Here is a 21,465-nt window from a genome sequence, read left to right on the forward strand (position 1 = left end):
CGGCCATGGGCCTGCATTTGAAAGAAGGCGCAGACGACGATCTGGCCGAGAACCACGAAATCAACGTCACGCCGTTCATCGACGTGATGCTGGTGCTGTTGATCATCTTCATGGTGGCCGCTCCGCTCGCCACCGTGGACATCAAGGTCGACCTTCCGGCTTCGACGGCCAAGCCTTCGCCGCGGCCGGAAAAACCGGTATTCCTCAGCGTCAAGGCTGACCAACGCCTGTTCTTGGGCGAAGACGAGGTCAAGGCCGATAGCCTCGGCGCGACCCTCGACGCCAAGACCCAAGGCAAAAAGGACACGACGATCTTCTTCCAGGCGGATAAAGGCGTGGATTACGGCGACTTGATGAGCGTGATGGACGCCCTGCGCGCCGCCGGATACCTGAAGGTCGGCCTGGTCGGACTTGAGACGGCGCCCAAGAAATGATCACGACGCGCCAAAAGCTGACGCGTTACAGCGGTAGCCTGGCCGTGGTGCTGGGCGTGCATGCGCTCGCCATTGCCCTGGCGCTGAACTGGACGTCAAACCCGCCCATTGAATTGCCGCCCCAGGCGATGATGGTCGAGTTGGCGCCGGTTCCGGCCCCACCACCGCCCGCACCGCCTAAAGTCGTCACGCCACCGCAGCCTCCGGAGCCGGTCGAAGAACTGCCGCTGCCTAAAATCGCCGAAGCCGAGAAACCGGAGATTTCGGTGCCCAAGCCGGTCAAGCCCAAGCCTAAGCCGCCCAAGCCCAAACCCAAGCCCGTGGAGAAAAAACCGGAACCGCCCAAGGAAGAACCGTCGGAGCAAAAGCCCAGCGATACTCAACCGACCAAGGCACCGACCGAGAAATCCGCGCAACCGGCGCCTGGCCCATCCCCCGCGCAAATGGCGGCCAAGGCCAGTTGGCAAGGCACCTTGCTTGCGCACTTGGGCAAGTACAAGAAATACCCCGCCAGCGCCCAGTCGCGCGGCAAGGAAGGCTTGAACCGTTTACGGTTCGTGGTGGACGCCGAAGGCAATGTGTTGTCCTTCGAGCTGGTGAGCAAGTCCGGCAACGCCGCCCTGGACCGGGCGACCCTGGAAATGATTCGCCGCGCCCAACCGCTGCCCAAGCCTCCGGCCGACATGCTGGTTAACGGCTCCATCGAAATCGTCGCGCCGTTCGTGTACTCCATCGACAAGCGTCGGCGTTAACCCATTGGCAAGCCCCTGTTACAGGGGCTTATTTTTTCTGGTGAAGGGAATGTATCTGTAGAGCAAGGGGGCCTGTGTGAGCAAAACTTGCTCGCGATACAGGCACCTCGGTTCCGGAGAGGACCGCGCTCGCTTCATCGCGGGCAAGCCTTGCTCCCACAAATAATCCATATGCGTCGTTAAATCCCCTCACCATACCCACATTAGGCAGTGTCACACCGCACCCCCAGTCTGATAACGTGCGTCTATCGATTGCAGCCGGTATGCTTGGCTCGCAACTTCACGGACGCTCGCCATGACCCTCACAGAATTACGCTACATCGTCACCCTCGCCCAGGAGCAACATTTCGGCCACGCCGCCGAGCGTTGCCATGTCAGCCAGCCGACGCTTTCGGTGGGCGTGAAAAAGCTTGAAGACGAGCTCGGCGTGCTGATTTTCGAGCGCAGCAAAAGCGCCGTGCGCCTGACCCCAGTGGGCGAAGGCATCGTTGCCCAGGCACAGAAAGTCCTGGAACAGGCTCAGGGCATCCGTGAACTGGCCCAGGCCGGCAAAAACCAGCTGACCGCCCCACTGAAAGTCGGCGCGATCTACACCGTCGGCCCGTACCTGTTCCCGCACCTGATTCCGCAACTGCACCGGGTCGCCCCGCAGATGCCGTTGTACATCGAAGAAAACTTCACCCATGTGCTGCGCGACAAACTGCGCAACGGCGAACTGGACGCGATCATCATCGCCCTGCCGTTCAACGAAGCCGATGTCCTGACCCTGCCGCTCTACGACGAGCCGTTCTACGTGTTGATGCCGGCCCAGCATCCGTGGACCCAGAAAAAATCCATCGACGCCGGCCTGCTCAACGACAAGAGCCTGCTGCTGCTCGGCGAAGGCCACTGCTTCCGCGACCAGGTGCTGGAAGCCTGCCCGACCCTGACCAAAGGCAGCGAAGGCGCCAAGCACACCACGGTGGAATCCAGCTCCCTGGAAACCATTCGCCACATGGTCGCCTCGGGCCTGGGCATTTCGATTTTGCCGCTGTCGGCGGTGGACAGCCATCATTACGCCCCTGGCGTGATCGAGGTTCGCCCACTGACGCCGCCCGTGCCGTTCCGCACCGTTGCCATCGCCTGGCGCGCCAGCTTTCCGCGACCCAAGGCCATCGAGATCCTCGCTGACTCGATCCGCCTGTGTTCCGTGGCCAAGCCGCCCACTGCCAAGTAAGCCCCGGCCATGACTGAGCTGTCGAAAGTGCCGGTCACGGCACTCAAGGGTGTCGGTGAAGCCATGGCCGAGAAGCTGGCCAAGGTTGGCCTGGAAAACCTTCAGGACGTGCTGTTCCACCTGCCGCTGCGTTACCAGGACCGCACCCGCGTCGTGCCCATCGGGCATTTACGTCCGGGCCAGGACGCCGTGATCGAAGGCACCGTCAGCGGCGCCGACGTGGTCATGGGTCGGCGCCGGAGCCTGGTGGTGCGCCTGCAGGACGGCACCGGCGGGCTGAGCCTGCGCTTCTATCACTTCAGCAATGCGCAAAAGGAGAGCCTCAAGCGTGGCACCCGCGTGCGCTGCTACGGTGAAGCGCGACCCGGTGCGTCCGGGCTGGAGATCTATCACCCGGAATACCGCGCCATCACCGGCGACGAGCCGCCCCCGGTGGATGAAACCCTGACCCCGGTCTACCCGCTCACCGAAGGCCTGACCCAACAGCGCCTGCGCCAGCTCTGCCAGCAAACCCTGACCCTGCTCGGCCCCAGCAGCCTGCCCGACTGGCTGCCCAACGAACTGGCCCGGGATTATCAACTGGCGCCGCTGGCTGATGCGATTCGCTACCTGCACCATCCGCCAGCCGACGCCGATGTCGACGAACTGGCCCTGGGGCATCACTGGGCCCAGCACCGGCTGGCCTTTGAAGAGCTGCTGACCCATCAACTGTCCCAGCAACGCCTGCGCGAAAGCCTGCGTTCCCTGCGCGCCCCGGCCATGCCCAAGGCCAAGGATCTGCCCGCCCGTTACCTGGCTAACCTCGGCTTTAAACCCACAGGGGCCCAGCAGCGGGTCGGCAACGAAATCGCCTACGACCTGAGCCAGCCCGAACCGATGCTGCGGCTGATCCAGGGCGATGTGGGTGCCGGCAAGACCGTGGTCGCCGCCCTCGCCGCGCTCCAGGCCCTGGAAGCCGGCTATCAAGTGGCGTTGATGGCGCCCACCGAGATTCTCGCCGAACAACATTTCATCACCTTCCAGCGCTGGCTCGAACCCCTGGGGATCGAAGTCGCCTGGCTGGCCGGCAAGCTAAAGGGCAAGAATCGCGCAGCCGCCCTGGCGCAGATCGCCGAAGGTGCACCGATGGTGGTCGGCACCCATGCGTTGTTCCAGGACGAAGTGCAGTTCAAGAACCTGGCGCTGGTGATCATCGACGAACAGCACCGCTTCGGCGTGCAGCAGCGCCTGGCGCTACGGCAGAAAGGCGTGGGCGGGCGGATGTGCCCTCACCAATTGATCATGACCGCCACGCCGATTCCGCGGACCCTGGCCATGAGCGCCTATGCCGACCTCGACACCTCGATCCTCGACGAACTGCCTCCCGGACGCACACCAGTCAATACCGTGCTGGTCACCGACACCCGGCGCGTCGAAGTGATCGAGCGCGTGCGCGGTGCCTGCGCCGAAGGGCGGCAGGCCTATTGGGTATGTACGTTGATCGAAGAGTCGGAAGAGCTGACCTGCCAGGCGGCCGAAACCACCTATGAAGACCTCACTGCCGCCCTCGGCGAACTGAAAGTCGGGCTGATCCACGGGCGCATGAAACCCGCCGAGAAAGCCGCCGTCATGGCCGAATTCAAGGCCGGGGCGCTGCAATTGCTGGTCGCCACCACGGTGATCGAAGTCGGGGTCGATGTGCCCAATGCCAGCTTGATGATCATCGAGAACCCCGAGCGCCTGGGTCTGGCACAGTTGCACCAGCTACGCGGCCGCGTCGGCCGGGGCAGTGCCGCCAGCCATTGCGTCTTGCTGTATCACCCGCCGCTGTCGCAGATTGGTCGCCAGCGCCTGGGCATCATGCGCGAAACCAACGATGGTTTTGTCATCGCCGAAAAAGACCTGGAATTGCGCGGACCCGGTGAAATGCTCGGCACGCGCCAGACCGGCCTGCTTCAATTCAAGGTAGCCGACCTGATGCGCGACGCCGATCTGCTCCCCGCCGTACGCGACGCCGCCCAGGCGCTGCTGGAGCGCTGGCCGGAGCATGTCAGCCCGCTGCTGGATCGCTGGTTGCGTCACGGGCAGCAATACGGCCAAGTGTGAGCACGCTCTCAGTTTCTGGGCGCGCCTGCCCGGCAAGCTGGTTATACTGCTGAACTTGTAGGAAAACGGATACAGACCATGACAGAAGCTGCCCTCGTCCCCGAAACCCCGCACGCTCCGTCTGTTATTCGGCTGTTGCTCGAGAAACTGGGCATCGGCTTTGACGAAGTAATCGAACGACCAGGCCTGAATCCCGCCCGTAAAGTGCAGGCTGTTTTGTTGCACGATGCCGTTGGCGCCCTCATGGTGCTGTTTCCGCAAAGCCAACTGCTGGACCTCAACCGCTTGGCCGAACTCACCGGTCGCAAACTCACGGCGGTACCTACTGACCGTCTGGAGCGCATGCTCGGCAAACATAGCCTGAGCCTGCTGCCCGGCCTGCCGGCGCTGACCAGCTCCCCTTGCCTGTATGAAGAAAGCCTGCTGCGCGAGCCGAAGCTGCTGATCAACTCAGGCGAACCAGGGCTGCTGCTGGAAGTGACCAGCGAAGCCTTCAAGAGCATGCTCACCAAGGCCAGTGCCGCGACCTTCGGCGAAGCCGTGAGCAACATCACCCCCAACCTTGATCGCCCGCACGACGACCGCGCGGAAATCACTCAGGCTGTGCAGGCGTTCACCGCCCGACGTATCCAGCAACGGCTGGAAGAAACCATCGAAATTCCACCACTGGCCGAAACGGCGCAGAAGATCATCAAGCTGCGGGTCGACCCGGACGCCACCATCGATGACATCACCGGCGTCGTGGAAACCGATCCGGCCCTGGCCGCGCAAGTGGTGAGCTGGGCTGCCTCGCCTTATTACGCCTCGCCCGGCAAGATCCGTTCGGTGGAAGACGCCATCGTCCGGGTACTGGGCTTCGACCTGGTGATCAACCTGGCACTGGGCCTGGCCTTGGGCAAGACCCTGAGCCTGCCTAAGGACCACCCGCAACACACCACGCCGTACTGGCATCAGTCGATCTACACCGCCGCCGTCATCGAGGGCCTGACCCGCGCCATGCCGCGCGCCCAGCGCCCGGAAGGCGGCCTGACCTACCTGTCCGGCCTGCTGCACAACTTCGGCTACCTGTTGCTGGCCCACGTCTTCCCGCCGCACTTCTCGTTGATCTGCCGGCACCTGGAGGTCAACCCGCACTTGTGCCACAGCTATGTGGAGCAGCACCTCTTGGGCATCAGTCGCGAGCAGATCGGTTCATGGCTGATGCGCTACTGGGACATGCCCGACGAACTGGCCACCGCCCTGCGCTTCCAGCACGACCCACATTACGACGGCGAATACGCCGCCTACCCGAACCTGGTGTGCCTGGCCGTACGCCTGCTGCGCGCCCGTGGCATTGGCTCGGGTCCCGACGAGGAGATTCCCGACGCACTGCTCGAACGCGTCGGCCTGAGTCGCGACAAAGCCAATGAAGTGGTCAGCAAAGTGCTGGAGGCTGAGGTGTTGTTGCGCGAACTTGCTTCGCAGTTCAGCCACTGACCGCTGACGCAGGCCGCTGAGCTTTGATCGTTCCCACGCTCTGCGTGGGAATGCATCCCGTGACGCTCTGCGTCACATCCCAGAAGCGGAACGCGGAGCGTCCCTGGCGACGTTCCCACGCAGAGCGTGGGAACGATCGAGCGTATCCTGGCTGATTCGCCACAGGGTTCTCGACTAAACCTTCTTGGCCTTCTTCGGCTTCAAATACCGCATCAACCCCTGAAACCAGATCACCAGCGCCGGGTTGCCCTTGATCTGGATCGACTTGTCCTGAATCCCGGTCATGAACGCCAACTGCTTGTTCTTCGCCTGCATCGTGGCAAAGCCATAAGCCGCGTCCTTGAAGGCGATGGCGAACGCAGGCGTCGGGTAAGTGCCGGACTGGCTGGTGATGCGCTGGTCTTTCACCGTGAAGTGCCGGGCGACCTTGCCGTCCAGGGTTTGCAGTTGAAACACCAACTCCTTATCGCCCAACTGCTGCTGGAACGCCGGATTGGTCCGGCTGGCCCTGCCCATCAACAACCCCAGCATCCACAGCAGAAAGCGAAACTTCATGGGCACGGCCTCGTAAAAAAGATGAATGGCGGGAGCAGTTTAGCGATTCCACAGCGGAACGCCATCATCGGATCGCTTTAACGGGAGATGGATGAGTTTTCTAGCATGATGACTGCCAAGTCACACCGAAACCCTGCTCGCCAATGCCTCCGAAGACCTGCTGTCCATCAGCACCATCGCCGCCGACCTGGCTGACGATGTCGATGACTCACGCCGCTGCGTAGCCCTGGCGATCAGCCGCATGGCCGATGGGGTTCAGTTGTTGGTTGAGCGAGCGTTGGATCATTTGGAAACGAAGGAGATGGCGGCGCCTGGGACCAAGGGGTAGCGCTTTGGCTTTGATGCAAACTGTGCCGACGCCATCGCGAGCAAGCTCGCTCCCACAATTGGATTGGAGTACACCCGCAAGAGCCAGGCCGGCTATAAGGCCGCCTCGCGAGCAAGCTTTGCTCCCACAGGTTCTGCTCAAACAAGTCTGATTGGTGTACACCCGCCAAAGCCAGGCCGGCTGTCAGGCCGCCTCGTTTCGGCTTTTGATCTAGGGGCCCCGTTAACCACGCTGGCCGAACGCAGGTATTGCGTAGTGGGCATCCCGGCATGGATGCCGGGATAGCCGCGCTGGGCCATGGATGGCCCTTCGCGGCGGGCCCACGGAGCAATGCCTGCGTTCGGGCATGCCGAGCCTAGGCGAGGCACCGAGTGGTGGGGCAAGACCTTTTGGTTACTTTTGGGGCGTTTGCCAAAAGTGACCCGCCGTAAGGGCGGAACCGCCAGCAGCCGCTACCGCAGCAACGGATATGTACCCAGTCAACCAAATCCTGGCCGGCTATCAGGCCGCCATCGCGAGCAAGCTTTGCTCCCACAGGGAATAGGGGGTGCAGCAGATATCACGATCAGCACAAAACAAATGTGGGAGCGAGCCTGCTCGCGATGGCGGCGTATCAGTCCACATTGATGCCAACTGAACCACCGCTATCGCGAGCAGCCTCGCTCCCACAGGTTTTTGTGCATTGATCACTCCCTCGAGGGAATGATCAGCAACAGTCAATCAAACATTCGGGCAAGGCACCGGTGCCCAGTCACCCAGGTCCGGGTTTTTGCACATGCTGTTGACCTGGCTGGTGCCGGCGCTGGCGACCTGCTTGCTTTCATCCTGCTTGGCCTTGGCGGTCTGCAGAGTTTTTTCGGTGGTGACCGCTTCTTTCGGCACGGTTGGCAACACCGGCTTTTTCGCCGGTTTCACCGCTTTTTTGGTCTTGGTCGAAGCGACAACCGGCTTGGTTTCGGCGGTCGCTACGGTCACCACGTCAGTACGCTGCACACCCACTTGTTGCAGGTCTTTTTCATAGGCCTGGGTGTAGTTGTTCAGGTCTTCGGCGGCTTTGCCGTTGACCGCGACGATCAGGTCGTTGGACTCTTTCAGACCGGAGACGATTTCTGCCAGGCGCTTGCGGCCTTCAGTTTCGTTGACGGTCTTGGCCTTACGGTCGGCCACCAGCTTGGTGAACGCGCTCTGGTAGCACTGCTGCGAAGCCTTGGCGTACGCGGTGCTGCGATCGATATCGGCGGCGCTTTTGTTGACGTCAGCGGCGTAGGAGGCGATGCGCTGGTTGTCATCGGCGATCTGCTTCTGACGCTCGGTGTAGTAACCGGTTGCGCCACCGGCCAAGGCACCACCGGCGGCGCCGATGGCGGCGTTGCGGCCACGGTTTTCCGAATCGGTCAGCGCACCCAACAGGGCACCACCGACCGCACCGACGGCTGCGCCGGTGAGTACCGATTTGGTCATGTTCCCCTCGGTGGAGCGCAAGTGCTGCACCGGCTCGTAGCAGTTAGGGTAGTACTCGACCTTGGTGCTCGACGCGACCTTGGAAGTCGGCGACGTAGCGCAGCCGGTCAGGACGGTGCTGAAGCCGACAGCGACCATCAGCAGGTGACGCTTGGAAACCGAAGCAAAAGGTTTACGGGAGAAAAGCATGATTGTGTTCTCTTTTTAAGTGTTGACCAGCTCAGCACGGCCCACCGCCGTCTGAGTCCCTTCCAAGCTCGCTGACAATCAACGATCAAGACCGCTGACTGCTCGATGCGAGCAGTTCCTTCAATATCGCCGCCGGGTCGGCTCGTTTTTGCTGACGATACTGACCGACATGGCGAACGAATAACGTTGCGCGCGCCACCAGGCTCTTGCCCAGCACCGGCTTGCGCTCCAATTCCTCCTTGATGCGTTGAAACTGCGCCTGGATCACGGCATCGGTGTAACGCGTGCCGGTGGCCAGGTTGTCGATGTAAATCGCCACGGCGCCATCGAGCGCGCTGCGGCCGTTGTTGATGGCCGTGGCGAACAGCTTGGCGCTGGCCTCGTCCTTGGCGTCCAAGGCCTGCTGACGACTGTTCTGCAAATTGGTCAGGCGAATGTTGTAGTTATTGATGGTCTCGACCACCAGGGCCGCCGACTGGATCAGGTTGCCCGCCGCTTCCTCGCGCTGCTGGGCGATGAGCGAGACGTTGCGCTTGAGCTCTTCGTTGACCAGCCCTAGCTCGGCCTGCAGGCGTGGGTCGACGCTGGCGGCGATGATGCTGTCCAGGCGCTTGGTCGGGTCTTCGGCTTCATCGATGGCATCAGTCAGGGATGCGAGGCGGCCTTCTTTCTCCCATTGGGCGAACAGCTCTTTGTAACGTGAGCGCGGCGCCGACAATGCCCCGACCGCCACGCGGAACCCGGTGGTTTCGTTGCTTTGCTCGGTGCCGTCGGCGGCGAACAACGGATACTCGCGGCGCATTCCGGTGAACAGCGTGCCTTCGCCTTCCAGGTAGTTACCGCCCTTGACCACGAAGCCACCGTAGGCGCCCTGGCGGCGACCGGCATGCACCAGTTGGAAGGACTCCTGAACCATCTCGGCGGCGTTGCCGATCACGTCGAACAAGCCGATGGGATTTGGCAGTTTGATCCCGACGGGCATCAGCCGCGCCGCCTGGCCGGTGCCGCCAGCGACCTGATTGAACACCGCCCAGTCGGCCAGTGGCCCGTCGCTTTCACTGCCTTCCAGACGTCGGGGAAACAAGCGCCCCTCCAAGTCCTGGCGGCTGACGGCTTGCCCGCCACGGGCGGCGAATTCCCACTCGACTTCGGTGGGCAAACGCACGAAGCCCAGCCCGCCGTCTTCGGCGGAGGTGCCGCGACCGCTCACCGGCAGCAGATCCTTGTGGTATTTCATCAGCCAGGCGCTGTACACCGCCGCAAAACGTTCGGCCTCGAACTTGGACAGTTTCACCTTGGGCAAACGCCCGGCCATGCCTTGGGGCAGCTCGGTTTTGAGGGTCTCGCAGGCCGGCGCGGGTTCGCCGCTGGCCAACGACTGCGCCTGGGCCATGACCTGGGCGTATTGGCGAGCGGTGACCTCGTATTTGCCGATGAAGTACAGCATCGGTTTGAGCGGGGTCTTGGCGTCAGCCTTGGGCATCAACGGCGCGATGGTTTTGTTCCAGTCCTTGGGCAGGTCCTTGAGGGTGAACTGGCCGTTGATGAAGTCCCGACGGTAACCGGAAATGAACGACTGCTTATAGCCGGCCTCGCCCTCGCTGAACGGGTAGCCAAGGCTGATCTCCCGATCATCCAGGGTGCCTTGGGCGAGGATGTAGACGTAACGGAACACCATTTGCCCTTCGCACGGCAGCGGCAGGCTGACGTCACCGGGCAGCGGTTTGGGGTTGTCCAGTTTGTCGGTGCTTTCGTCGGCCCAGGTTAAACCGGCCAGGCTCAGCGCCACGGCGGCGACCAATAACTTATACATCGCGAATTCCTTCACACGCCTGGATGCGCGCTACCCGCCAGCCACCACAAGCCGCCGCCACGGCGCTGACGCCGAGCACGGCCACCAGGGCCAAGGTGTAGTGACGCGGCAACAGATGGCTGGCGTACTCGCCCGGCAACTGCGCAAATAAATAATTGAGGCCCGACTGCGCCAGGCCATACAGCCCGGCACTCAACAAGGCCGCCAGTGCGGCGCTGTAGAGCGCCTGCAACACCACGAACAACAACAGCGCCGCCGTAGAAACCCCCAGCAGGCGCAACACCGACAGTTCCCGGCGCTTACGCTCGACCGCCGCCAGGGCACCGGCAAAAATCGCCGCGAACGCTCCCGCCAACGCCAACCCAGCGATGATCCAGAACACGATCGACAGGTTGCGGCTCAGCGATTGCACCTGTGCGATGGTCTGGGCCTGGGTGGACACCAGCAGGTTCTGCGCCGCGAAATACTCGCGCAGCGGCTCCACATCACCCAGGTTGCGGGCGTACAGGCGAAACGCCGGGTAGACCCGCTGCGCGCTCTGCCCCACCGCGTCGCCCGGCCAGCCGAACGCGGGCACGGCGCGACCGTCGCGGTAATCCTCGGCCGCTTCCAGCAGCGCCAGCGGCGCGAACAAACCATCCCGGGCAAAGGCTTGCAGCGGCAGTACGTGCAACACCTGCACGCGCGTGCGCTGCGCCTCGCTACGACCGGCCACCTGCCGACCGAAACTGGCCTGCAGCCAATCACCGGCCCTGGCGCCGAGTTTTTCGGCGGCGGTGTGGCTGAGCACCACTTGATCCAGGCCTTGCGGCACCGGCAGGCGCTCAAACAAAGGATCATTGGCCGCCGTGGGGATCATCTCGACGGTGACGGGCTCAGCCTCGCGGCTCAAATCCGCAGTGGCCGCAATCTGCCGCGTGCGGGCCAGGGCAAACGCCACGTCGTTGCGCCGGCCCAATTGCTCGACGAACTCAGCGCTGAACCGGCCGCCGCCCAGCGGGATGATTTCCCGGGTAGCCGGGTCATTCTCCAGGCGCTCGGTGAGGCTGCTGACCAGACCGAATTTCAGGCCGAACAGCACCAGCAACGGCGCCACCACCGCCACCAGCGCCAGCACCGAACAGGCCGACAGCCAGGCATCGTTGCGGTAATCCTGCCAGGCCAGGGAAGCCACCAGCGCGCCGCGCATCAGCAAGCCTCCCCGAGGGTTGCGGTGACGCCACCATCGGCGTCGCGACGACAACTGATGCGCCGCACCTGCAAACCGCTGGCGCGGGCCAGTGACTCATCGTGGGTGGCGACCACACAACACACACCGTGATCGCGGGCCTGGGCCACCAGCAACTGCATGACCCGCTCAGCGTTCAGTGGGTCGAGGGCTGCGGTGGGTTCATCCGCCAGCAACAGGCGCGGCCCATGCGCCAAGGCGCGGGCGCAACTGACCCGCTGGCGCTGGCCGACGGACAAATCCGCCGGCTTCTTGCCCAGTTGGTCGGCGATGTCCAGTTGACCGACCAGGCGCGTGACGCTGCCGTCATCCGCCATGCCAAGCAGTTTGCGCGACAACTCGATGTTGCCGCGCACGTCCAGAAAACCCAGCAAACCACCGGTTTGCAGCACATAACCCAAATGCCGGCTGCGCAGGTCCGCCAAGGCGCCCTGCTGCCCCGCACGCCACAGCGCGGCGATGTCCAACGGCGTGTTGGCCGGTGTGAAGTCAAACTGCCCGGCCTGATCCGGCGCCAGCACCAAGGCCAGCAGATCCAGCAAAGTGCTCTTGCCGCAACCGCTGGGGCCGACCACCGCCAATTGTTCGCCGGCACGCAATTGCAGCCCTGGAATCACCAGGCTGTAGCGCTGGCTGCCGGCGCCCCGGCTTTTGTGTACGGCGCTCATATTCAGCATCACGGCAGCGTCGACAATGGAACGCGGTACAGGGCATCGCCCGGCTCGGCATCGCCGAACCGCACCCAGTTGGCCAGATCGTTGTGGAAGGTCTCGTAGAGGCGGATTTTCGAATCCAGCTCGTCGATGAAATCTTCCTGCTCGGCCACGCTCAGGGACAGCCACAAATCCTGGGTCATGTTCAGCGACTTGCTGCGGTACGGCAGCCCTTCGAGGTACTCACCGAGAATCCCGCCATCAGCCAGGTTGCCGCCCTTGCGCAACGCCGAAGGATCACGGCTCATGTAGGCACTGGCGCTGGCGATTTCCTGGAAGAAATCCTTGGGCGAAGTCTGGGTCTTGCGCGCCGCGTCGACGATCAGCTTCAGCGACTGCTGCAAGTCGTTGAGTTGCAGTTTGGTCAGCATCACGCACACCTGGAACGCCGGCAGCGCCGGGTTGGTCAGGTCACGGTCGGCAGTCCAGGCGCTGACCAGTTGCGGGGCCTGGCTGGCGGATTTGCGCCCCAAAAAGTCCATGTGCATCGCGTAGCCCACCGCCGCCGATTTATCGCTCAGGCTCGGCGCCGCGCCCAACTGGGGCACGCTTTGCGGTTTGTTGCTGCGCACCTGGTGCACCAGGTCGGCGAACACCGAGCCGATCTCGTCGACGCGCTCACCCAACTTGCGCACATCGGCGCCCGGCACCGGAATGTACAGGTCACCGATCTGCGGGTTGGCGTCGGCGGTCAGGGTGCGATATTGGCTCTGCGCACCGCCGTGGGTTTTCTTGCCAGCGTCGCTGAGCAGGTGCAGGGCGTAGATCTTGATCTGTTTACCCAGCGCCGCCTGCCGCACTTCGGCTTCGTTCATTTGCGTGGCGGCAAACGGATCGTTCTTGCGCAGGGCGCCAGCGTCGGTGACCAACAGAATCAAGCGCCCGCCATAACCGGACCAGTCCATGCCCTCCACCGCTTCCATGACACCGGCAAACGCATCCTCGTTGAACGAATGGCTCGACACCGTGGACGCCTTGACCTGTCGCGCCATCTCCATGAAGCGTTGCGGGTCGCGGCCCTGCTCCAAGGTGATCAAGGTCTTGGCGACGTATTCCAGGCCGGGGGTTTTCTGGGTGCTGCTGCGAAAACCCACCATGCCGAAGCTGACACTGTCCAGCTCGCCACGCTCGGCGATGCGGCTTTGCAGCTCGTGGACCACGTCGCGGACCTGATCGATGTAGGGCTGCATCGACACGGTGGTGTCCACCACCAGCACCACGGCGGTACGGAACGCGTCGGCGTTGGCGGTGCTGATGGGCGTGTTGGGGGTAGCCTTCGGCGTGTTGCCGGGATCGATGGAGGCCACGTTCAGCAGCTGCACCGGTTGGCCGGTCTCATCGAAGCTTTCGCGGGAATCGAAGATCGGCAACAGGTAGAACTGATTCTGCGGCACGGCGCTGGCGGCCGGTTCCAGGGCCAGCACTTGCTGGTTGTCTTCACGGTTCTGCTGGGCCTTGAGCAAGACATTCCTGGCCGCCGAAGGGTCGGCCAGCAGCTTTTCCACTTCGCCGGGCTGGCGCAGGAACATTACCGGCGCACGGCCGGAACGCTCGGTGAACTTGAGCACCAGGCTTTGCTTCCAGTCGCTGACCTGCGTGGCCGGCAACCAACCGTCGCTGCGCCCGTCCGTGGCCGCGCCGACCCGCAACCAGGGGCTGCCATCGAGGTCTTTGCGCTCATACACGTAGAGCACGGAAAACGCCGGCAACGCCTTGCCCGGCGCAGCGCCCGCTTCTTCAGTGAGCTTGGCGCCCGGTTTGCTCAGCACTCGCTGGAACAGGGTTTTCTTGCCAGCCATCAACAATGGACGCTGGCCGCCATCGGCCTGCGTTGCCACAGGCGGTTTTGCCGGGGGCACATCTGGAGTTTTCACCGGCGGTGGATTTACCGGCGGCGTCGAGACAATCGGCGGCTTCGTGGCTTCTCCACCATCGCCCGACAGCCACCAATAAGCCCCACCCCCCAACGCCAGCGCAACGGCCACCGCAACGGCGGCCAGGGCGAACAGCGGAGTCTTGGGCTGCGACGAAACGCTAGAGCTTTGAGTCGGGCTCACCGGCGGCGGGGTTGGCTTGGGCTGGGATTGCGGCTGTGCCGGCCCTGTCGGAATATCGATGGACACCGGAGTCAATCCAGCCAGGTCATCGCCGCTCGGTGGCGTCGACACGGGCAGCGGCAACGGCCGGATCAGCGTCGCTTGCGCCGATTCCTCAGGCAGATTGTCCAGCGCCCGCAAGAGAGCCGCTGCATCCGGGAAACGCTCCGCCGGGTCTTTGGCCAGCAGTTTGCGCAGTACGTCCTGGTAATGACCGTGATGCACCGGCAACTCCGGCAGCGGTTCGGTCAAGTGCGCCAGGGCCGTGGACAGCGCGTCGTTGCCGGTATACGGCAGTTTGCCGACAAGGATTTCGTAGAGCACCACGCCCAGGGCATACAGGTCGGCCCGACCGTCGATGTCTTGCCCACGGGCCTGTTCCGGGCTCATGTAGCTGGGCGTGCCGACGGCGAAACCGGCCTGGGTGAATTGGGTGCGGTCGTCCAGGGACTTGGCGATGCCGAAGTCCGAGAGCACCGCCGTACCGTCAGCGCGGAACAGGATGTTGGCCGGCTTGACGTCACGGTGCACCAGGCCCAAGCCATGGGCGTAACCCAAGGCCGAGGCAATCTGGCGGATGTAGATCAGGCCCTGCTCCGGTGACAGGCCGGCGGCGATGCGCTCCTTGAGCGTGCCGTTGGGCAGGTATTCCATGGCCATGTAATACAGCTCACCGACGTTGCCGATGTCATGGATGGTGACCGTGTGCGGATGGGACAGGCGCGCCAGGGTCTTGCCTTCGCGCAGGAAGCGCTCGCAGAACGTCGGGTCGGCAGCCAACGCGGCCGCCATGACTTTCAACGCCACCTTGCGCTCCAGCGAGCGCTGGGTCGCCAGGTAGACGCTGGCCATCGCGCCTTCACCGATCGGCCCTTCGATGTCGTAGCCAGGGATGACAATGTTCAAGGTCAAACTCATGACGGCACCTTCACGACAACCACAGTGATGTTGTCCGGCGCGCCGCGCATCAGGCCCAGGGACACCAGGCTGCTGGCGATCTCACCGGGATCGTCGTGGTTCAGGACTTCACGGATTTCATCGTCCTCGACGGTCTTGGTCAGGCCGTCGCTGCACAGCAGGTAGCTGTCGCCGGGCACCAGCAGCAACTCGACCATCGCCAGATTCAGTTGCGCCTCGACCCCGATGGCACGGGTAACGATGTTGGCCCGTGGATGCACCCGGGCTTCGGCTTCGCTGAGCAGGCCACTGTCCTGCAGGTCCTGGACGTAGCTGTGATCGCGGGAGATGCTGTCGAGCTTGCCGTCGCGCAGGCGATACAAACGACTGTCACCGGCCCACAGGCACATGCCGCGCAGGTCCCGCGCAACCAGCACCACCACAGTGCTGCCCATCATGGTCACGCCACGGTTGGCGGTTTCTTCGCGCACGGCGGCGTTGACCCGCAGCAAGTCGCTGTGCAGCGCGGCGACGTATTCGTCCAGCGAGCGGCCCGCGGCAATGCCGCGCAAGCTGTCGACGATCAGGCTACTGACGTAGTCGCCCGCCGCGTGCCCACCCATGCCATCGGCGACCACCCACAGGCCGTTTTCCGGCAGTTCCAGGCACGCGTCTTCGTTGACCTGGCGAACCATGCCGACATGGCTCTTGCTTGCAGACTTGAAGGCTTTCCCAGCACTTGGACGCATCTACACAACACCTTCTTGGCCGAGCAAAAATTGCGCAAAATCAGCGGCGGCCGGCAAACCCTGGCAGCGCATCAGACCGGGCGCGATACGTTCCGAACCCTGGCCCCACCACACGCTCACGCCTTCGCAGGCCGCTTCGGCCAGGGCGCTCATGCGCCGCTGCGGGTCGGTGGCGTCGAAGCGATGCAGGCTGGCAAAGCGGCTGCTCGGCGTGCGCGGCAGATACATCGGGCTGCCGAGGGTCTCCAACTGTTCGTTGAACGCTTCGAAACTGGCCTCCACACTCAACGTGCTCAGCAACAGGTTCTCCACCCGCTCAAACCACTCGTCCGCACCGCCCACCACGGACGCCGGGTCCGCGTCGGGCTCCAGCAACACCGCGACGGTCAGCGGAAAATAGCGGCCGACCCGATCGATACTCGGCATCACCACGCCCACGGCGGCGTCGGGCCCACAGACCCCGGGCGCGACCATGAAGCGCCACAGCGGGCTGACCAGATAGGCATCCAGCCAACGCTCGCCCAGGCCGGTCTGGCTGGCGAGCAATCCCGCCGCCAGCCACGAATCCCACGGGCCGATAAAACTCTGGGGCAAGCCCCGGCTGACGAAGTCCCCGCGGCTGGCCAACTTTCCATAGAAGCCCGCTGTACTCATAGACGCTCCGGCAGGCTGAAGCCGCTGAGCACGCGGCTCTTGAACGGGTTGAAGGCACTGTTGGCCCGCAGCTCGTAAGAGGCGCTGGCGCCGTCGACCCGCAGCCGCAGGTTGAAGCGGTCCGGCGAGTTGCCGGCGGTCAGGTCCGATTGTTCCAACAGGCGGAACCAGGCCCACGGGCCGTCCAGAGTGATACCGGAGCGCCCATTGGCCGAGGGCGGCAGGATCGAGATCCGTACCACGCCGATGCTGCCGGGGTTGGGCCACTGCATGGCGGTCGGACGACTCGGGCCGTGGTCGTAGCTCAGCTGCTGGCCGTCGAGGTCGAGCAAAAACTGGGTGATGGTCGAGTCCATCGCCACCGGCTTGAGCTCGAAGCGCACCATCGGCTGGGTGCCGCCGGAACGGAAAAACGCATCGCGGATGGTGGCCGCACGCTGGAAGGTTTGCAGCACGCCAGGGGCGATACCGAGCTTCTGTGCCGCACCCGGCTGCCAGCGCCAGGCCGGGGTCGAGGTGTCGACGTAGGGCTGCAGGTATTTGCGGAAGTAGTTGTCCATCACCCCGCCGACGCCGAAGAACTGACCGAAGTCGTCCAGGGTTGCGTCCCGCGCACTGCCCGGCGACATGGGATAACGACCGGCCAGGGACTGGCGGTAGATGTTCACCACTTCGCTGGTCCAGGCGGCGTTCAGTTGATTGCGCACCCCGCCCATCATGCTGTTGGTGGTGGAGTTGACCACCGATTTGACCAGGCCTTGCACCAGCGGCGGCTGGCGTTCGGCGTTGAGGCTGACCCGTGTGGCAGCAGCCTGGGCCTGGTTCTTGGCTTCGCCGAGCAGGGCGTCGCCGCTGGCGCCGACCATGGCGCTGACCTGCACGTACAAGGCATTCATGTCGGCGAGCAGGCCATCGATAGCCGCCGGTTCGCCTTCGTTTTTGCTGACGATGCTGTTGAGCTCGGCGAAATGCGCAGTGACCGGATCAACGCTGGCCTGGGGTGCGTTTTGCGCCGCTTGCTCCTGGCCGAGCAAGCTGCCCAGGCGCTCCTTGAGCTTGTCCACACCGCCTTCGACCTGCTCGCCTTGGGCCGCCAGCAAGCGTTCCTCCTGTTGCAGGTCGGTCTCTTTCGCCACCGCCACCAGCAGTTTTTTCAACGGCGAACTTGGCCCGGACAGGACCCGCAAGACATCGGCGGCCTGGGCCACGCTGGTGATCGGCACAAAGTCGATGTCGGCCAGCAAGGCGTCCCATTGGCGCTGATAGTCCTGGAAATACAGGCGGCGCACTTCGGCGGCCAGGCTGGCGACGTCCTGCTGCCCGGCCTCGTCGCGACCCAACACCCATTGCTCTTCAGCCAGCGTTCCAGCCTGGTTCAGGCTGGTGAGCAAAAAGCCCTGGCGATAGCCCTTGACCGTGAAGAACCCGCTCAGTGGCTCGCCCAAGGGTTTGCCGCTCTTGCGGCTGAACACCAGCGCAGCGTCGCGCCCGGCGGCTTCGTTGAGGCGAAAATCGGCGATGCCCTCGGGCAGTTTCTGGCGCTTGACCCGGTCATAGACGCGCTGGGCCACGGGCAGTTGCTGCAATTGCCGGCGCAGGTCTTCGATCAAGCGCGGGTCCAGGCGGGCGGTGGGCGGACGACGCTCGAACAGCGCCTGTAAATGCTCGCCCAGGGCCAGCCGTTGATCGGCCGGCAGGTCACGCGGCAGGCTGCGGTCCCAATCCAGGGCAACCCAGGCCTTGATGAAGTCGGCATCGTAGTGCTCGTTGTCAGCGAGCATCAGGTAGGCCTTCAATCCTTCATAGAGGAAATCCGAACTGCCGCCGCTGTGCAGTTGCTCTTCGATACGTGTCAGCAAGCGTGGCGCGAACACGGCGATCAGCAACTTGCGATAGACACTGCCGGACTCGGCTTCGAGCATGTCGCCCTGATACAGACCCAGGCCCTCGGCCCAATCGGGCGCGTCGTCGGCCAGGTGCTTCACGGCGTTGAGCAATGGCAATACGGCGAGGACATCGCGTTGTGCCGGACTGAGGCTCTGCACGGCCTGACCCAGCGGCGCGACTTTCTGATCGACCTGGGTGATGTACGCCTGGTTGGCCCGATAGCTGATCCACCACAACGTCGAAACCACCAGCACCAAAGCCACCGTGGAGGCCAATACGCCCCGGGCGATCCACTTGCGTCGACGCTCGACCTTGGGATCGACGCCCACCAACCCACGCTCGGCGAACGCCACGGCGGTGAAGAGTTTTTCGATGAAGTAACTGCGCCCGGTGCCAGTCTGGCGTGCCAGGTGCTGGCGGTCCAGGTTCATGCTTTGGGCCATGGAACCGATCAAGCGATCGATCGGGCTGCCTTCCTGGGTGCCGCTGGTGAAATATACCCCGCGCAGCAGCACACGCTCTTCGAAGGCATTGGGTTTGAACACGCCTTCGAGGAAACTTTGCAGACAATCTTTCAGCGCGCCGAACTGTTGCGGGAAACCGTAGATCAAGTCGCGCCGCGCCGGGTCGCGCTCTTGCTGCAAGCGTTCCACCAGGCGGTCGTTGAGGCGCTGCTCAAGGCCGGCGAATTCGCTTTGCAGATGCGCCAACGGGCTGTCGTTGCTCTTGCCATCGTCCAGGGCGAAGGTCATGCCCCAGACCTGGGCGCGCTCTTCCTTGCTCAGGCTGTCGAAGAACTCCATGAACCCGGGCACCAGGTCGAGCTTGGTCAGCATCAGGTAGATCGGGAAGCGTACGCCCAGTTGGGTGTACAGCTCCTGGATGCGCAAGCGAATCGCCGCAGCATGAGCCGCGCGCTCGGCGTCGCTGCCCAGCAGCAGGTCCGACAGACTGATGGCAATGAACGCACCGTCAATCGGGCGACGGGCGCGTTGTTTTTTCAGCAGCCCGAGAAAGCCCAGCCAGGCGGCCTTGTCGACGGTCGCGTCGCTGTCCTGAGTGGTGTAGCGGCCAGCGGTGTCGAGCAGCACCGCCTGGTCAGTAAACCACCAATCGCAGTTGCGCGTGCCGCCCACGCCCCGTACCGCGCCGGCGCCCAGTTGCGCGGCCAACGGGAAATGCAGCCCGGAGTTGACCAGCGCAGTGGTCTTGCCCGAACCCGGCGGGCCGATGATCACGTACCACGGCAGTTCGTAGAGGTTGCGGCGCTCGTCCCCACCCAGCTTGGCTTTCTTCAACAGCGCCAAGGCTTCGTCCATGCGCTGGCGCAGGGTTTCGAGTTCTTCGGCCGTCGCGATGCTGGTAGGGTCGGGCGGGGTTTGTGCGGCCAGGCTGCGCATGACTTCGGCGGCCTGCCGGCGCGCCTGGATGATGCGAAACACCCGGTAGGCGATCCACACCGCAAACACCAGGATGATCAACGCCCAACGACGGCCTTCGGGCACTAGCCAGTCCAGCAACGGGCCGACGAACCAGATGATCAGGCTCAGGGCGATCAGCCCCAGCAGCGGGATGACCCAGCGGATCATAAAACTGAAAAACGCCTTCACTCGACCCCCTCCGCCAATACTGTGATTTCAACCCGACGATTGCGCGCACGCCCCTCTGCGGTGGCGTTGGAAGCCAACGGCTCGGTGTCGCTGCGGCCTTCGGCGCTGAAGCGCTCGGCCTGGCCGGTCTTGGCCGAAAGGATTTGCAGCACCGACTTGGCCCGCGCTTCGGACAACGCCCAGTTGGATGGGAACCTGAGGGTGGCAATCGGGCGATTGTCGCTGTGGCCGGTCACCAGGACCTGGCCCTTGACCTTGCGAATGGCATCGGCGATGCGCAGCATCAGCGGCTCCAGATCGTCGGAGATGCTGGCGCTGCCCGAGGCGAACAGTTCATCGCCACGGATGGTCACCACCGAGCGATCCACGGCATCTTCCACCGCGACCCGACCGGCCCGGATTTCATCGGCCAGGAAACCGGCCAGGCGTGGTCGTTCGATCACTTTGGGCTGCACCACGGGGCGGTCGATGGCCTGCACCGGGATTTCTCCCAGGGCATGGATGTTCTTGAACACCGGCTCGGCATCGGAAGCCAGTTTCATGCGCAGACCGAACAGCAGCGCCAGCAACAAGGCCGCGCCGATGGCCACGGCGATCCACGGCGGCATGAATTGCGCCAGCCGATCCCGGGCCACGGTAACGCCGCGCCAGTGCGGCGACAGCTCACGTTCGTAGTCGCCACGGGCGCTGCGGATCACCGCGCTGGTGCGCTCGCGCAAGGCTTCCAGTTGGCTGCGCCCGTCGTTCATCACCCGGTAGCGCCCTTCAAAACCCAGGCACATGCACAGGTACAGAAGCTCCAGTAGGTACAAGCGTTCCCGTGGACTTTGCAGGCAATGCTCCAGAAGCTGGAACACCTTCTCGCCGCCCCAGGCTTCGTTGTGCACGGTGATCAGCAGGCTCTGTTTGCCCCAGTCGCTGGTGCCGCCCCAGGGGGTACTCAACACGGCTTCATCCAGGGCGGTGCACAGGGCGTAACGAGCCAGCAGCACGTCATTGCGCACCACGCCGGCGGCTTCGGCGCGCTCCTCGAATTGACGCAGGTACGCCAACAGCTGCGCCCGCAGGCTGGCCGGAGCCGGATGGGCAATGGTGTTGCGCAGGCGCGTCAACAGCGCCAGCAGCGGACCGGCCGCGCTTTCCAGCGGGTTGAGGCCTTGGGCCTTACCGGTCAGGACCGGGGCGGCCGGCATCGACAGCGGTGCGGGCGCCGGCTGTGGACGACCAGGGTCCGGACGGCCAGAGTCCGGGCGGAATGGGTCGGCGCCACGGCCACCGGGCGTCGGCATGAACTGAGTACGATCGTCGTTGCTCATCGCGGT

At 63.8% G+C, this 21,465-nt stretch carries 15 protein-coding genes and 1 pseudogene; 6 read left to right on the forward strand and 10 right to left on the reverse strand.

Features of this window, described 5'->3' with window-relative positions; translation table 11 throughout:
* Nucleotides 1-5: 5 nt before the first annotated feature.
* The 5 genes from exbD (at nucleotide 6) to BW979_RS02460 (ending at nucleotide 5,963) form a co-directional block, all read left to right on the forward strand.
* Nucleotides 6-434, forward strand: a complete 429-nt coding sequence (gene exbD / locus BW979_RS02440; RefSeq protein ID WP_047226179.1) for a TonB system transport protein ExbD — start codon at nucleotides 6-8, stop codon at nucleotides 432-434.
* Nucleotides 431-1,186, forward strand: coding sequence for an energy transducer TonB family protein (locus BW979_RS02445; RefSeq protein WP_076383095.1), 756 nt, complete (start codon nucleotides 431-433; stop codon nucleotides 1,184-1,186). The genes exbD and BW979_RS02445 overlap by 4 nt, the downstream gene beginning before the upstream one ends.
* Nucleotides 1,187-1,481: 295 nt before the next feature.
* Entirely contained in the window at nucleotides 1,482-2,402 is a 921-nt protein-coding gene (locus tag BW979_RS02450; RefSeq protein WP_047226181.1) for a hydrogen peroxide-inducible genes activator, read from the forward strand.
* 9 nt (nucleotides 2,403-2,411) lie between these two features.
* On the forward strand, nucleotides 2,412-4,487 hold the full coding sequence (gene recG, locus BW979_RS02455) for an ATP-dependent DNA helicase RecG (protein WP_076383096.1): 2,076 nt from the start codon (nucleotides 2,412-2,414) through the stop codon (nucleotides 4,485-4,487).
* A 78-nt stretch (nucleotides 4,488-4,565) separates the two neighbouring features.
* A complete protein-coding gene (locus tag BW979_RS02460) occupies nucleotides 4,566-5,963 on the forward strand; it encodes an aminoacyl-tRNA deacylase and HDOD domain-containing protein (RefSeq protein WP_047226183.1) in 1,398 nt (465 codons plus the stop codon).
* Nucleotides 5,964-6,137: 174 nt separating this feature from the next.
* On the opposite strand, the gene BW979_RS02465 is transcribed toward BW979_RS02460, so the two are convergent.
* The gene (locus BW979_RS02465) at nucleotides 6,138-6,518 is read right to left on the reverse strand and encodes a helicase (RefSeq protein WP_047226184.1); all 381 of its coding nucleotides are present in this window, start codon (nucleotides 6,516-6,518) and stop codon (nucleotides 6,138-6,140) included.
* Nucleotides 6,519-6,642: 124 nt separating this feature from the next.
* On the opposite strand from BW979_RS02465, the pseudogene BW979_RS27725 reads away from it, so the two are divergent.
* Nucleotides 6,643-6,846, forward strand: a pseudogene (locus BW979_RS27725) (DUF6124 family protein); the annotation flags it as partial.
* A 720-nt stretch (nucleotides 6,847-7,566) separates the two neighbouring features.
* Here BW979_RS27725 and tagQ read toward each other — a convergent pair.
* From tagQ to BW979_RS02515, 9 genes are all read right to left on the reverse strand, one after another.
* Nucleotides 7,567-8,496: a type VI secretion system-associated lipoprotein TagQ gene (gene tagQ, locus BW979_RS02475; RefSeq protein ID WP_047226786.1), complete on the reverse strand. Its 930-nt coding sequence runs from the start codon at nucleotides 8,494-8,496 to the stop codon at nucleotides 7,567-7,569.
* 85 nt (nucleotides 8,497-8,581) lie between these two features.
* Nucleotides 8,582-10,309, reverse strand: coding sequence for a formylglycine-generating enzyme family protein (locus tag BW979_RS02480; protein WP_076383098.1), 1,728 nt, complete (start codon nucleotides 10,307-10,309; stop codon nucleotides 8,582-8,584).
* Nucleotides 10,302-11,498 (reverse strand): FtsX-like permease family protein, encoded by a 1,197-nt coding sequence (locus tag BW979_RS02485; RefSeq protein WP_047226784.1) that lies wholly within the window; start codon nucleotides 11,496-11,498, stop codon nucleotides 10,302-10,304. Before BW979_RS02485 ends, BW979_RS02480 begins: the two co-directional genes overlap by 8 nt.
* On the reverse strand, nucleotides 11,498-12,214 hold the full coding sequence (locus tag BW979_RS02490) for an ABC transporter ATP-binding protein (protein WP_076383099.1): 717 nt from the start codon (nucleotides 12,212-12,214) through the stop codon (nucleotides 11,498-11,500). The genes BW979_RS02485 and BW979_RS02490 overlap by 1 nt, the downstream gene beginning before the upstream one ends.
* Nucleotides 12,214-15,264 carry a serine/threonine-protein kinase gene (locus tag BW979_RS02495; protein WP_076383100.1) on the reverse strand — a complete coding sequence of 1,017 codons (3,051 nt, stop codon included), beginning with the start codon at nucleotides 15,262-15,264 and terminating at the stop codon, nucleotides 12,214-12,216. Before BW979_RS02495 ends, BW979_RS02490 begins: the two co-directional genes overlap by 1 nt.
* A complete protein-coding gene (locus BW979_RS02500) occupies nucleotides 15,261-15,992 on the reverse strand; it encodes a PP2C family protein-serine/threonine phosphatase (RefSeq protein ID WP_047226781.1) in 732 nt (243 codons plus the stop codon). The genes BW979_RS02495 and BW979_RS02500 overlap by 4 nt, the downstream gene beginning before the upstream one ends.
* A complete protein-coding gene (tagF, locus tag BW979_RS02505; RefSeq protein ID WP_076383101.1) occupies nucleotides 15,993-16,646 on the reverse strand; it encodes a type VI secretion system-associated protein TagF in 654 nt (217 codons plus the stop codon).
* Nucleotides 16,643-20,143: a type VI secretion system membrane subunit TssM gene (gene tssM, locus BW979_RS02510; RefSeq protein WP_076383102.1), complete on the reverse strand. Its 3,501-nt coding sequence runs from the start codon at nucleotides 20,141-20,143 to the stop codon at nucleotides 16,643-16,645. Before tssM ends, tagF begins: the two co-directional genes overlap by 4 nt.
* On the reverse strand, nucleotides 20,140-21,459 hold the full coding sequence (locus BW979_RS02515; protein WP_047226778.1) for a DotU family type VI secretion system protein: 1,320 nt from the start codon (nucleotides 21,457-21,459) through the stop codon (nucleotides 20,140-20,142). The genes tssM and BW979_RS02515 overlap by 4 nt, the downstream gene beginning before the upstream one ends.
* Nucleotides 21,460-21,465 lie beyond the last annotated feature (6 nt).

The organism is Pseudomonas sp. A214 (assembly GCF_900156295.1).
GTDB lineage: Bacteria > Pseudomonadota > Gammaproteobacteria > Pseudomonadales > Pseudomonadaceae > Aquipseudomonas > Aquipseudomonas rhizophila.